We start from the raw sequence: 12,648 nt of genomic DNA on the forward strand, positions 1-12,648 counted from the left end.
CGCCCACGCCGCCTGAACGCGAACGACGCGGCGGGATACCCCGCCGCCCGCGTCACACCTCCCCTGCGTGCGCCCTCGCCCGCACCTCGGCAAACGACGTATCGACGAGCAGGCGCCCCGTATCGAACACCGTCTCGAGCGCTTCTTCCCACTCGCCTTCCAGCATCCGGTCGTCCCACGCAACCGGCAGCGTCGTCGTCCGATACTCGCCGGTTCGAACATTGCGCAGCAGCGTGAGCCGCCCTTTCTTCGAGCGCTTGCCCTGATCGGTGACCGGATCCTTGCGAACGTCGTGCCACTCGCCGCCGCGCCGGATCGCCGAGCACTTCATCGCGAAACGCTGCGTATCGCGGTTCACCTGCTGCAGCAGCGCGCCACCCATGCCGAACACCACATTGCCGGCCGCGTAACCCGCTTCGTCGAGCGCGGAAAGGATCGCTTCGATCGACAGCTCGTCGACACCATCGCCCTGGATCACGCGCACGCGGTTCAGCACGCGCCGCCCCTTGCCGTTCACGGTCGAGCCGAACGACGCGTCCAGCGCACGCACGGTCTGCAGCACGATCTTCACGGGGTCGCCCGAATCGGGACGCACGACCAGCGTCGCGCCCGAATCGAGCACGGCCTGCCGAAGCTCGCCGCCCCACAGGTCGAGTGCGGCGAACAGATCGTAGGAGTCCGACACGACCGACACGATCGCGCCGGGCAAGCCGAAGCGCGCAATCATGTTCCGGTACGCGTCGGCCTCGCGTTCGCGCCCCCACGACGTGATCGTGCTGTGCTCCGCCGCCGGCACCGAGTACGCGGCCATCGGCTCGCGATAGAAGCGGTTCGCGGCCAGCACGCCGAGCACCGTGTCCGAGCCCATGAAGTTCACGAGGTGCGCCGCGCCGCCGATCGCGGCCGACTCCGCGCTCGACACGCCGCGCGCGCCGAAGTCGTGCAGCTTGAACGGCAGTTGCGCGAGATCGTCGTCGGTCTTTTCGAGGAAGCGGCGGATCGTCTGCCGCAGGTGCCAGCTGCGCGTCGCGACCGTCACCGGATACCAGACGCGCAGCAGCATCGTCTCGAGATACGACGCGAGCCAGAACACCTGCGGGTCGTCGCATTCGACCGTCATCAGCACGTTGTGCACCGGCACGACCGAACCCTCCGGCACCGCACGGATCTTCACCGGCAGATAACCGTCGTAGCGTTCGACGATATGACGCCAGCCTGCTTCGTTGAACGGCTCGCCGTGCACCGTGAAGAAATCGCGCGCCTCGTCGATCATCGCGTGCGTGATCGGCTTGCACAGATATTCCTTCAGCAACATCTGCAGTCCGAAGAACACCGTGCGGTCGTAACGGCCGCCACGCGATTCGACGTACGAGAACATCGCCTGCGCGTCGGGCGGATATTGCAGGAAGTGGGAAGCCTTGTACGAATCCGTGTTGAGGATCGGATTGGCGAGAACCGCGGCAAGGCCGCCGGGAACGTTTTGCATGGCTAGAGCTCCTCTAGGCCGTTGAAGTGCCGCCGCGTCTGTCGCGGCGGACCGGAATGCGGGGGAATCAGCGGATCAAAGCTTCCCCAGGAAGTGATACGCGATGTCGAAGTGATCCTCGAACATCACGTTGCGCATCTGCGCGAATTCGTTCAGCGGCACCCAGCGCGCCTTGTCGGCGTCGTCGCTGCCCTTCACGCGCGGCAGTTCGCCGGTCGGGAAATTGAACAGGCACGCGTGCGTGATCGTGCGGCCGCGCAACGAGCGCGTCGGGTGATCGAACACCTGGCGATCCTTGATCGAGCCGCGCAGCACGGGCTCCGGCAGCTTCAGGCCGGTCTCCTCGCGCAGCTCGCGGATGCAGGCCGCGTCGAGCCGCTCGTCCTGGTTCACGAACCCGCCCGGCAGCGCCCACAGGCCGCGGCCCGGTTCGCTGCGGCGGCGCACCAGCAGGATATGGCCCGAGTGCACGACCACCGCGTCGACCGTCACGAACGTGACCGGATACGGGGCGGCCGCCCACGCCTTGCGATACGCGGCGATGAATTCGGCTTCCGACTTCAGTTGCGCGAATTCCGGCTGCGTGCGGAAACGCTCGAGCCAGCCGAACACGGGTTCCGGCACGGCCCACTGCACGAAGCTGTTGGGGCGTTCGGCGAAATACTGGTCGCGGATCTCGGTGGCGGAAATGTCTTCCGTCGCGTCGACGTCTACGAGCTCCCATTGCGGGAACATCCGCAGGTAATACGACGTGGCGTCCTTCTCGTGGCCGATCAGCCCGACCTTGCGCTGCGCGACGTCGCCGAGCGCGGACGCGACGGCGTCCTGCACCCAGCGCACCCAGTCGCCGTCGTTGTAGGTCGAATCCTGCAACGGCGCGATCGTCACGCGGTCGCGCTCGGACGCGTCGAGCAGCGAAGCCAGCATCTGGCGGCGCTCGTCGAACGAGAATGGATCCTTGATGGTGCGGGGCTTGTCGGTCGACCCGATCAGCACGCACACGCGCTCGGCCCGGCTCAGTGCCGACTTCAGCACGTTCAGGTGACCACGATGCGGAGGCTGGAAACGACCAATGAAAACGAGCGCGTCGAAGCGCCGGTTCTGTTGCGTACTCATGAGGCTCCCTCAAGAGATTGAAACGCTTCGGGTCTTTCCCGAAGGGTTGGTGTGAATCGTAGGGGAAATCCCGGAGGTCGTCAATCGAGCCCTTGCTCGACTTGACGAAGTATGAAGAAATGCCGTGAATCGGCGGGTTACACTCGAATCCATCCCAATCCGCGCCATTGCACCCGCCATCATGAGGATCTCAGTCAGCCGGACCGTCGGCGTCGATCGCAGGCGCCTCTTCACGTGGTCGCAGGATTACGCGCGGCGGCTCGTGTGGGACAGCTTCCTCACCGATGCCTATCTGCTCGACGGCACGACGGCCGACGTCGGCGTCGACGCGTTCTGCCGCAGCCAGTCGGGCGCGACGATGGTGTCGCGCTACATCTCGTACCGGCCGCCGCAGGTCGCGGCGGTCGAAATGGTCGACGGCCCGAAAGTGCTCGAACGCTTCAGCGGCAGCTGGAACTTCACCGAGCGCACGCCCGGCACGACCGAGGTGAAATTCACGTACCACTTCCGCGCCCAGCCGGCCTGGCTGCGCTGGCTGCTCGAACCGCTGATCGGCGCGTTCTATCTCGTGCAGACGCGCCGGCGTCTCGATTCGTTCAAGCGCTGGGCCGAAGCGGAAGCGCTGCCGCACTGACCGGCGAGCGCCGGCCGCACGGCCCGGCGTGTCTGCGCCCCCGCCTGCCGGATGCATTCGAACGCGCCGCCGCCCCACCTCCACGCATTCACCTCACATTTGCCAGATTCGCCGAACCCGAGGAAACTACGGGCGGCCGTCACCCTGACGGCGCGCCCCGACCGAGAGAACGGGGCCCCCTCCCTGAAACGGCTTCGACACGAACATAATCCGATGAGCCTGATATCCCGATTCTTTGGCCGCAAGGAAGTACCCGAAAACCCCGTCGCACTGGCCGCGGCACCCGACGTCGAGAATCCGCTGAGCGTGACGGTCGTCTTCGACGGGCCGCTGCAGGTCGATATCGCCGCGCTGACGGCCGCACTGCGCGCGTACCACCCGAGCATGAAGCAGGCGCGCGTCGAAACCGAGCCGACGCTCTCGCAGGTGTTCGGGCTCGCCGGCTGGGGCAACCACGTCGTCCGGCTCGTCGGCTTCGATGCGCCCTATCCGTCCGACGCGCTGGAAGCGTGCGTCGCGCCCGCCCACTACGGGCAGGACCTGAAACAGCAGGTGCGCGCGAGCCGCAGCCACGTGATCCTCTACTACGCGGGGCACGAGGCGAATCCGCTCGACCAGTACGTCGCACTGGCGGCCGTCGCCGGCGCGCTGGCCGAACAGAACGGCCTCGCGGTGCTGAACGAGCACGCGCACACGTCGCTGCCGGCGGGCGTTTTCAACGCGAAGGAACTCGGCGACGAAAGCCTCGACGTGCTGCGAAATATCCCGCTGAACCTGTTCTTCTGCGGCTTCGTGAAATACGAGGTCGAAGGCGTCCAGGGCGTGTGGATGCGCACCTATGGCGCCGACGTGTTCGGCCTTCCGGATTTCGCCGCGCTCGCGGAAGGTCATCACGAAGGCGAACGCTATTCGGGCATCTTCAACAGCGTGATGCATTACCTGCTCGAAAGCGGCGCGCGCATGCACGCGGGCGAAACGATGCAGGTCGGCGCGGAAACGTTCATGAAGCTGCGTGAACCGCTCGAGCACGAGTACTACCTGCAGGGGCCGGCGCCGGTGCTGGTGGCCGAGCTGATCTCGGCGGACGAAATCAATCGCTGATTTCGCCCCGTCGTATCCCGGTGCATGGCGCACGGGTTCAACGCTTCGCGAACCGCGTGCGCCATTGCGTCACCTGACGGCGGCGTGACAGCCACCGTTCGAACCCGTTGAGGAGCCGTCCGTGTTCGGCATCCGCCCTGGTCTCGCGCTGGCCGCCATCGGCCTCTCGTTGTCGGCCCATGCCGACGGCATCCAATGCGCACGTGCGACGACGCGCACCGAGCACCTGATCTGCGCCGACGAGGCACTCATGTCGGCCGACAGCGCATTGTCGAACGCGTACTACGATGCAGTCGGCATCGCCGCCGACCAGCAGGCCGTGATCCGGTCGCAACGCGCATGGCTCAAGCAGCGCGATGCCTGCGCCGACGCCGCCTGCATCGCCGCCGCATACCGCGACCGCACGGCGGCGCTGAAGCAGGTGAAACACGCGGGCTGGAAAACCTATCGCGACCCTGCGCTCGGCATCTCGTTCGAATACCTCGCGAACCGGCAGGTGAAAAAGCCGTGCCCGGAAGGCGGCAGCGACCATTGCGTCGCGATCGTCGGCCGCAACATGACCTATAGCAGCAGGTTCATCTCGTTCGAGATCGTCGACGGTGCACTGGAGCCGGTCGCGGAAAAGGAAGCGGGATTCGTGAAGCAGGATGACGGCAAATGGGTGACATCGTACGGCCCCGGCATCGCGCAGGAAGTCGAGCGCATCTCCGGTCCCGGTTGGCACGGCATGAGCGCGACGATCATGTGCCGCATCAGCGATCCGAAAACCGGCTTTTACTCGGCAGCCGGCGAATGCTACTGGGCCGTACTGAGCAACGGCCAGCGCTCGGCCGTCGCGGGGACGCAGGGCTTCGTCGGCACCGACGACGCGACGCTGCACAGTGTGTCGACGTTCCGGTTCGATCGCTAGCGGCCGGAGCGTCACGGTGTCCGGCCTCCCGGATACGACTCGCCGGGCAGCGATGCGTCATCGCGATGACGCCCCGACGGCATGTCGCCCACGTTGGCCATGACGAAATCACCTTTTCCGCCCCGATTCGCGACGGCCGCGGCACCCGCCGCGCCGCCCGGCGCACCTTCGCACTAACGGGCGCCGTCGCGGCGCAACGGGAACGTCTGCGCACCGGCGTCGCGGCGCAACGTCACCTCCATGCCGGTCAGCCATCCTGACGATTTCAGGATCGGGCGCGCCACCGCATACAGCCGGTCGGCGCTGGCGCCATACAGGTACAGATACCCGTCGTTGCCGTCGCGATGCAGTTCGGTCTCGCCCAGTTCGCCGGCCCCGGCCCGCTTCACCGCGCGATCCAGCCGTTGCTCGAGCGCATGAAGGCGCGCCGTGTCCTTCTCGTCGTAATCGAAGTGCACCATCACGACCGGACTCGGCGCCTTCGGCTGCACATCGGCGGCAGCGTGGCCGGCAAGCAGTGCCCAGCCGAGCAACGCGGAGAATCGAATGTGGTTCTGCATATCGGCAACGAGAGTCAAACGCCCGCACGCGTGGCTGCACCGCCGCGCGCAACCTGCTGCCGGACTTGCGCCTGCGTGCCGAGCGCAGCGGCAATCGCATCGACCGCCTCGGCCGCGCGCGCCGCGCCGCACATGAACGCGTCGACGGCCGCGAAGCGATGCTCGGGCCACGTATGGATCGTGATGTGCGATTCGGCGAGCAGCACGACACCCGTCACGCCGTGCTCGCCGCCGAAATGATGGAAATGCGCGCCGATCACGCGCGCGCCCGCCTGCCGCGCCGCTTCGGTGAGCAGCGTCTCGAGCCGTGCGGCGTCGCGCAGCAACGCCGCGTCGATGCCGGCCAGGTCGGCCAGCACGTGCGAGCCGAACGTCGCGCGCGGCGGCGCGATCCCGTCGCGCGCGGTCATTTGTGCGACCCGTACGACGAGTAGCCGCTGCGGGCCGACGAACTGCCCCAGCCCCCGCCGCCCGAACCGCTGCCGCCGATCGACGCGCAGCTGAACAGCGTGACGACGATCAGGCCGTAGACACCGTAGAGAATGTACCGGATCACGCGTTGCCCCCGTCCGACGCAAAACTCTTCCACAGCCATTCAGGCAGCCACAGCACCAGCAGGCCGACCAGCACGTAAACGGAGCGGCCGCTGAACGAGAACAGCGCGCCCATGTTCAGGATCACGAGCAGCGCGCTGAACACGAGCGGCAGCGGCGCGAAACTGTGCGGACCTTTCCGGCCGAACAGGCCGGTCGACGCGGCGGCACCCGTTGTCGCAGCAGCCGCGGCCGTCGCGAGCGCCGGCGTGCCGAAGCGTTCGGCGAGCGTGCTGCCCGACAGCGGCCGCGCGCGCGACCAGACGATCTCCGCGTCGCTGCGCTCGCGCGTCAGCTTGTCCTTCTGCCAGCCATAGTCGATGATCGACGTGCGATCGCCGACCTGCACGCGCCAGTTGAACGCGCCGACCACGTAGACGACCTCCGAGTCGTATTCCTCGCGCAGGCGGTAGGTCTTGCCGCCGTCGGTCACGTCGGACTCGCTGCCGATCGTCGGCCACTGGTCGAGCACCTGCACACGCTCCCAGCGCCCTTCGCTCTGCACGAGCCACAGGAAACCGCGCTTCGGGTTCAGCAGCAGGTATTCGTCCCACGTCTCCTCGTCGCCCGGCACGCGGCAGCGCATCATCCCGATCACCGTGTACTTCACGCCGTCGAACGTGCCGATCGCGCCGAGTTCCAGCGCCCCCTTCACCGCGTCGAGCTTGCGCTGTGCCGCGAACACGGTCTGCTGCTCGGCCGTGCACTGCACGCCCGCATGGCAACTGCCGCACACCACGTAGTCGGCCACGTTCGGCGCATACGACAGCGGCGCGCCGCAGCTCGGGCACGCGAATGGCACCATCTCCGCACCGCGCTTCTCGCGCGTATCGTTGTCGGTATCGCGCAGCCCGGTGAACGCGAGCGCATCGAACTCCAGCGCTTCGCCCGTATAAACGGCCGGACTCCCGCCGTTCGAATCGGCGTCGGAATAGTCGTACGTCGCGAATGCGTTGCCGGTCCGCAGGTCGACGACGCGCGCCTCCCAGCCGGCATCGACGCGGAACGGCAGCTCGCCGTCGCCGCCCGTGCAGCGCGCGGTGCGCACGTCGGACACGAGAAACGCGCGGCCGCCGTGGTCGATCCGCATGCCCGGCTCCAGTGTGCCGAACGCGGGCCACGCGCCGCCGGACGCATCGTCGGGCTCGCGCACCGTCACCGCATACTGGCCCGACGCATCCGACAGCCAGCCGAACGTGCCGTCGTCGAACACGACATACCACTCGCTCCACACGCCGGCGTCGTAGGTCATCTGGATGCGCCCGAGCACCGTGAACGTGCGCTTGCCATAGCGCCCGGCCGTGCCGATCTGGATCGGCGACGCATCGTCGAGCACCGTGGCCAGTTCGCCGATCCGCTCGACGTCGGTCCCGCGCTTGAGCAGCGTGCTGCGGCAGAACGCGCAGACGGCCATCACCGCCGCCGCCGAGCGAAACTCGACCGGCGCGCCGCACTGGGGGCACGAGGTACTGAACATGCGCGACGCTTACCGGGTGAGCTTCGCGAGGATCTCGGCCTTCGCGCGCGAATATTCGTCTTCGGTCACGAGGCCCTTGTCGAACAGCGTCTTCAGCTGTTCGAGCCGCTGCACGTAGTCGGTGCCTTCCGCCGGCGCGGCCGCCACCGGCGCTGCAGCGGGCGCGGGCGGCGCGGCCGGCGCCGGTTGCGCGGCGCCCGCGATCTGGCCGGCCATCGCCTGACCGATCGCCGCGCCCGCGGCGAGCCCCGCGCCGACGCCCGCGATGCCGCCCGGGTTCTGCGCGGCGAGCGGAATCGCCTGCGCGGTCTGGTATTGCGTGGCGCGTGCGAGATCGCCGGCCATCCCCGCGCCGATCCGCAGGTCGAGCGCCTTCTGCAGTTCCGCCGGCAGCGACACGCTCTCGACCGCGAACGCGTCGAGCGCGAGGCCGTAGCGCGTGAAGACAGGCGCCAGCGCGTCGGCGACACGCTGCGACAACAGCGACTGGTTCGCGGCCATGTCGACGAACGGCACGTCGGCCGAGCCGAACGTCGTGCTCATCGCGGTCACGACGAGGTTGCGCAGTTGCTGTTCGACCTCGTCGACCGTGTACTGCGCGCGCGTGCCGCTGACCTCGCGATAGAACGCGGCCGCGTCGACGATCCGGTACGAATAGATGCCGAACGCGCGCACCTGCACGAAACCGAATTCGCGGTCGCGGATCGTCACCGGCTGCGCGGTACCCCAGCGGCGGCCGAGCTGCAGCCGCGTGCTGAAGAAATAGACGTCCGACTTGAAAGGAGACTGAAAGAGTTTGTCCCAGTTCTTCAGGTACGTGAGCACCGGCAGCGTATTCGTTTCCAGCGTGTACAGCCCCGGCTGGAACACGTCGGCCACCTTGCCTTCGTTGACGAAGATCGCGACCTGCGTTTCGCGCACGGTCAGCTTGCCGCCGTACTGGATTTCTTGGTCTTCCATCGGATAACGCCAGGCCAGCACGCCGTCGGTGTCTTCCGTCCATTGCAGGACGTCGATGAACTGCTTGCGGATAAACGATCCCAGACTCATGTCGGTCTCCTCGAAACGCGTGGCGCGTCAGGTCAGGCAGGCGGCATTGATGATGCCGACGACGAGCGACGCGGTGCCCATCAGGCCGCCCATTGCGACGTTGCGATCCTCGATCGCATGATTCATGCCGGGCATCAGGCGCGTCAGCGCCGCATAGGTGATCAGTTGCACGACCATCGCGCCGACGGCCCAGATCACGACTTCGCCGAGTGTGGAATTGTGCGCGATGCTGGACGCGAGCGTCAGGCAGAAGCCGATCAGCGCACCGCCGAACGACAGCGTCGCGGCCGCGTTGCCGTCGCGGATCAGCGCCAGTTCGTCGAACGGGGTGACCTTCAGGTACACTGCCGCGAACACAAGAAGCAGCACGAACGCCGACAGTAAATGAACCGCATAGAGATAGGCACTATTCATTCTTTCCCTCGGATTTTGTGCTCGGTTCGCCGCCCCGTCGCCGGCCGGCCCCCGCAGGGCCGGCGGACAAAATTCCGCGCCAGTATATCCACATTGCCGAACACTGCACAACGGATGCGCCATGCTGCATAAGCGTGCGCTCGTCCTGTCGATTCTCGTGCTCGCGTCGTGCGGGCTCGGCTACGAACTGATCAGCAGCGCCCTGTCGAGCTACCTGCTCGGCGATTCGATCCTGCAGTTCTCGTCGGTGATCGGCAGCTACCTGTTCGCGATGGGGATCGGCTCCTGGCTCGCGAAGTTCGTCGAGGACGACGACGTGCTCGACCGCTTCGTCGATATCGAGCTGCTGGTCGGCCTGCTCGGCGGCGTGTCGGCCGCGCTGCTGTTCGCGGTATTCGCCTGGCTCGCCGCGCCGTTCCGCGCGGCGCTTTACGCACTGGTGCTCGCGCTCGGCCTGCTGATCGGGATGGAGATCCCGCTCGTGATGCGCGCGTTCCAGCAGCGTCGCCAGGCATTCCGCCATACCGTCAGCGAAGTGCTGACGTTCGACTATCTCGGCTCGCTCGCCGTGTCGCTGATCTTTCCGCTCGTGCTCGCGCCGCGCCTGGGCCTGCTGCGCACCAGCTTCCTGTTCGGGCTCCTGAACGCCTTCGTCGCGCTGTGGACGACGCACCTGTTCCGCGACGAGATCCGCAACGTGCGCGGCAAGCTGATGCGCGCGTCGCTCGTGATCGGGCTGCTCGTCGCCGGCTTCGTGCTGTCCGACCGCATCACGCACTGGGCCGAACACGGCGTGTACGGCGACGAGACGATCTATTCGGAAACGACACCGTACCAGCGCATCGTGCTCACCCAGTGGCACGACGACATGCGGCTGTACCTGAACGGCAACCTGCAGTTCTCGTCGCGCGACGAGCATCGTTATCACGAAGCGCTGATCCACCCGACGATCGAGGCACTGCCGTGGGCGAAGCGCGTGCTCGTGCTCGGCGGCGGCGACGGGCTCGCGGTGCGTGAACTGCTGAAGCACCGCAACCTCGAACAGATCACGCTCGTCGATCTCGACCCCGCGATGACGAAGCTGTTCTCGACGTCCGCCCCGCTCGTCAAGCTGAACCAGGGCTCGCTGAAGGACCCGCGCGTGCACGTGATCAACGACGACGCGATACGCTGGCTCGAATCGAACGCCGACGTGTACGACGCGATCGTGGTCGACTTCCCCGACCCGACCAACTTCGGACTCGGCCGGCTGTATTCGGTGCCCGTGTTCCGGCTGCTCGCGCGCCACCTGTCGGAGAACGGCTATGCGGTGATCCAGTCGACGTCGCCGTATTTCGCGCCGCACGCGTACTGGACCATCATCGCGACGCTGCACGAAGCGGGGCTCAACACGTGGCCGTACCACTGCTACGTGCCGTCGTTCGGCGACTGGGGCTTCGTGATCGCCGGCAAGCGCCGCGATTTCACGGTCCCGACGCATTATTCGGTGCCCACCCGCTGGCTCGACGCGCAGACGGCCGCCGAGATGTTCCACTTCCCGGCCGACATGCCGGCGCTGCCGATGTCGCCGAACGAACTCAACGACCAGCCGCTCGTGCGCCGCTTCGACGACGACTGGAAGCACGTGCTGCGCTGATGGACCGCCGCACGTTCCTCGTCGCGTCGGCCGCCGCATCGCTCGCCGCCTGCGGGCGCACCGGCTGGATCGAGACGACGCCGCAGGTCGGCTACCCCGGCATGCGCGAAGGCCATGCGCTGCGCGATCATGCGACGCTGCCGCCGCCTTCGGGCACGATCGAAACCGACGTCGCGATCCTCGGCGCGGGTGCCGCCGGGCTGTCGTGCGCATGGCAGCTTGCGCGCGCAGGGCACACACGCTTCACTGTGCTCGCGGGCCCCGAATTCGGCGGCAATGCCGCCGGCGGCCGCTTCGGCGATCTCGGTTATCCAAAGGGCGCGCACTACCTGCCGCTGCCGTCGCTCGAATCCGCGCACCTGCGCGACATGCTCGCCGATCTCGGCGTGATCGAATCCGCGCCGTTCTCCGCACGCCCCGTGTACGACGAACGCGCGCTCGTGCATGCGCCCGACGAACGGCTCTTCATCGCCGGCCAGTGGCAGGACGGCATCGTGCCGACCGCCGGCCTCGGCGCAGACGAACTCGCGCAACAGGCGAAGTTCTTTGCCTACACCGACGGGCTGCGCACCGCGCGCGGCGCCGATGGCCGCAAGGTGTTCTGCATCCCGATTGCCGAATCGTCGCGCGACCCGCGCTGGCGCGCGCTGGACCGGCGCTCGTTCCGCCAGTGGCTGCTCGACGAGGGCTACACGGCAAAGGCGCTGCACTGGTACCTGAACTACTGCTGCCGCGACGACTATGGCGCCGGGTACGAGCGCGTGTCCGCTTGGGCCGGCCTGCACTACTTCTCGTCGCGCGGTGGGCACGCGGGCGATGCGAGCGACGGCGCGGTGCTGACCTGGCCCGACGGGCTGCACACGATGGTGACGAAGCTGAGCGATTCGATCACCGCGCGCACCGGCTCCGGCGCGTGGTCACGCGACGGCTTCGCGGTACGCGCGACCGAACGCGCGGGCGGCGTCGACGTGCTGTGCGCGCGCGTCGGCAACGACGGTGCGCTGTCGACGTTCATGCTGAAGGCGCGGCGCGTCGTGAGCGCGATGCCGCTGTTCGTCGCGGCGCGCGTGTTTCCGCAGCTCGGCGCATACGGCTTCGACCCCGCGCGCGACCTGCCGCCGCGCGCGCCGTGGCTCGTGTCCAACTTCCTGCTCGACGGCATGCCGGCCGAGGAAGCGGGCGTGCCACTCGCGTGGGACAACGTCGTGTACGACGGCGCGGCGCTCGGTTATGTCGTGTCGACGCACCAGCTGATCCGGATGTCGCCGCCGACGCGTTCGGTGTTCTCCGCCTATCAGGCGTTGAGTACGCAAACGCCGGACGACACGCGCCGCTGGCTCGCCCAGGCCAGGCCCGATGCGTTGCGCGAACAGGCGGCGATCGACCTGCAGGCCGTCTACGGACGCGAACTCTGGAAGCACGCGACGGCGCTTGAGATCACCGTGCGCGGCCATGCGATGGCGACACCCGACGTCGGCTTCCTGAGCCGGCCGGGGCTGCTCGCGCTGCGCGAGGCCGACGGCCCCGTCGTGTTCGCGCATGCGGACCTGTCCGGGCTGTCGCTGTTCGAGGAAGCGTCGTACTGGGGCATGCTCGCCGCCCGGCGCGTGCTGGCCTGACCGCCGTCATCCGTCATTGCGGCGCCGCCGCCAGCCGCTATAATCGCGCGAC

13 protein-coding genes are annotated in these 12,648 nt (G+C 67.5%); 5 read left to right on the forward strand and 8 right to left on the reverse strand.

The window, feature by feature from the left end; all coding sequences use genetic code 11:
* Positions 1–52: 52 nt before the first annotated feature.
* Together FOZ70_RS11075 and FOZ70_RS11080 are read right to left on the reverse strand one after the other, a co-directional pair.
* Positions 53–1,486, reverse strand: a complete 1,434-nt coding sequence (locus tag FOZ70_RS11075; RefSeq protein WP_219705888.1) for a nicotinate phosphoribosyltransferase — start codon at positions 1,484–1,486, stop codon at positions 53–55.
* Positions 1,487–1,561: 75 nt separating this feature from the next.
* On the reverse strand, positions 1,562–2,602 hold the full coding sequence (locus FOZ70_RS11080) for a bifunctional nicotinamide-nucleotide adenylyltransferase/Nudix hydroxylase (protein WP_021162996.1): 1,041 nt from the start codon (positions 2,600–2,602) through the stop codon (positions 1,562–1,564).
* Between the two features lie 181 nt (positions 2,603–2,783).
* Between FOZ70_RS11080 and FOZ70_RS11085 the strand changes: the two genes are divergently transcribed.
* The 3 genes from FOZ70_RS11085 to FOZ70_RS11095 all read left to right on the forward strand — a co-directional run bounded on the left by FOZ70_RS11085 (position 2,784) and on the right by FOZ70_RS11095 (position 5,247).
* A complete protein-coding gene (locus FOZ70_RS11085) occupies positions 2,784–3,236 on the forward strand; it encodes an SRPBCC family protein (protein ID WP_021162997.1) in 453 nt (150 codons plus the stop codon).
* 213 nt (positions 3,237–3,449) lie between these two features.
* Positions 3,450–4,337, forward strand: a complete 888-nt coding sequence (locus tag FOZ70_RS11090; RefSeq protein WP_059619322.1) for a DUF4261 domain-containing protein — start codon at positions 3,450–3,452, stop codon at positions 4,335–4,337.
* Positions 4,338–4,458: 121 nt separating this feature from the next.
* Complete coding sequence (locus tag FOZ70_RS11095) at positions 4,459–5,247, forward strand: lysozyme inhibitor LprI family protein (protein ID WP_219705889.1); 789 nt, start codon at positions 4,459–4,461, stop codon at positions 5,245–5,247.
* Between the two features lie 173 nt (positions 5,248–5,420).
* Here FOZ70_RS11095 and FOZ70_RS11100 read toward each other — a convergent pair whose 3' ends face one another.
* The 6 genes from FOZ70_RS11100 to FOZ70_RS11125 are packed head-to-tail and all read right to left on the reverse strand — an operon-like array spanning position 5,421 to position 9,341.
* Complete coding sequence (locus FOZ70_RS11100) at positions 5,421–5,807, reverse strand: hypothetical protein (protein WP_059587004.1); 387 nt, start codon at positions 5,805–5,807, stop codon at positions 5,421–5,423.
* Positions 5,808–5,821: 14 nt separating this feature from the next.
* Complete coding sequence (speD, locus tag FOZ70_RS11105) at positions 5,822–6,217, reverse strand: adenosylmethionine decarboxylase (RefSeq protein ID WP_059650176.1); 396 nt, start codon at positions 6,215–6,217, stop codon at positions 5,822–5,824.
* Positions 6,214–6,363, reverse strand: coding sequence for a hypothetical protein (locus FOZ70_RS11110; RefSeq protein ID WP_153489189.1), 150 nt, complete (start codon positions 6,361–6,363; stop codon positions 6,214–6,216). Before FOZ70_RS11110 ends, speD begins: the two co-directional genes overlap by 4 nt.
* Positions 6,360–7,877: a DUF4178 domain-containing protein gene (locus FOZ70_RS11115; RefSeq protein ID WP_059492112.1), complete on the reverse strand. Its 1,518-nt coding sequence runs from the start codon at positions 7,875–7,877 to the stop codon at positions 6,360–6,362. Before FOZ70_RS11115 ends, FOZ70_RS11110 begins: the two co-directional genes overlap by 4 nt.
* Before the next feature lie 9 nt (positions 7,878–7,886).
* A complete protein-coding gene (locus tag FOZ70_RS11120) occupies positions 7,887–8,927 on the reverse strand; it encodes an SPFH domain-containing protein (RefSeq protein ID WP_048023271.1) in 1,041 nt (346 codons plus the stop codon).
* A gap of 27 nt (positions 8,928–8,954) precedes the next feature.
* Positions 8,955–9,341, reverse strand: a complete 387-nt coding sequence (locus FOZ70_RS11125; RefSeq protein ID WP_021163477.1) for a DUF350 domain-containing protein — start codon at positions 9,339–9,341, stop codon at positions 8,955–8,957.
* A gap of 121 nt (positions 9,342–9,462) precedes the next feature.
* Here FOZ70_RS11125 and FOZ70_RS11130 point away from each other — a divergent pair, with 121 nt between their 5' ends.
* A complete protein-coding gene (locus FOZ70_RS11130) occupies positions 9,463–10,977 on the forward strand; it encodes a polyamine aminopropyltransferase (protein WP_059812807.1) in 1,515 nt (504 codons plus the stop codon).
* Entirely contained in the window at positions 10,977–12,596 is a 1,620-nt protein-coding gene (locus FOZ70_RS11135; RefSeq protein WP_027789559.1) for an NAD(P)-binding protein, read from the forward strand. Before FOZ70_RS11130 ends, FOZ70_RS11135 begins: the two co-directional genes overlap by 1 nt.
* Positions 12,597–12,648 lie beyond the last annotated feature (52 nt).

Source organism: Burkholderia sp. COPS (assembly GCF_019425585.1).
GTDB lineage: Bacteria > Pseudomonadota > Gammaproteobacteria > Burkholderiales > Burkholderiaceae > Burkholderia > Burkholderia cepacia.

What these genes read in the sequence shown, in the direction of transcription:
- FOZ70_RS11080 (WP_021162996.1), bottom strand. Translation starts at nt 2,602, where the DNA reads ATGAGTACGCAACAGAACCGGCGCTTCGACGCGCTCGTTTTCATTGGT.
- FOZ70_RS11085 (WP_021162997.1), top strand. Translation starts at nt 2,784, where the DNA reads ATGAGGATCTCAGTCAGCCGGACCGTCGGCGTCGATCGCAGGCGCCTC.
- FOZ70_RS11075 (WP_219705888.1), bottom strand. Translation starts at nt 1,486, where the DNA reads ATGCAAAACGTTCCCGGCGGCCTTGCCGCGGTTCTCGCCAATCCGATC.
- FOZ70_RS11130 (WP_059812807.1), top strand. Translation starts at nt 9,463, where the DNA reads ATGCTGCATAAGCGTGCGCTCGTCCTGTCGATTCTCGTGCTCGCGTCG.
- FOZ70_RS11100 (WP_059587004.1), bottom strand. Translation starts at nt 5,807, where the DNA reads ATGCAGAACCACATTCGATTCTCCGCGTTGCTCGGCTGGGCACTGCTT.
- FOZ70_RS11090 (WP_059619322.1), top strand. Translation starts at nt 3,450, where the DNA reads ATGAGCCTGATATCCCGATTCTTTGGCCGCAAGGAAGTACCCGAAAAC.
- FOZ70_RS11120 (WP_048023271.1), bottom strand. Translation starts at nt 8,927, where the DNA reads ATGAGTCTGGGATCGTTTATCCGCAAGCAGTTCATCGACGTCCTGCAA.
- speD (WP_059650176.1), bottom strand. Translation starts at nt 6,217, where the DNA reads ATGACCGCGCGCGACGGGATCGCGCCGCCGCGCGCGACGTTCGGCTCG.
- FOZ70_RS11125 (WP_021163477.1), bottom strand. Translation starts at nt 9,341, where the DNA reads ATGAATAGTGCCTATCTCTATGCGGTTCATTTACTGTCGGCGTTCGTG.
- FOZ70_RS11135 (WP_027789559.1), top strand. Translation starts at nt 10,977, where the DNA reads ATGGACCGCCGCACGTTCCTCGTCGCGTCGGCCGCCGCATCGCTCGCC.
- FOZ70_RS11115 (WP_059492112.1), bottom strand. Translation starts at nt 7,877, where the DNA reads ATGTTCAGTACCTCGTGCCCCCAGTGCGGCGCGCCGGTCGAGTTTCGC.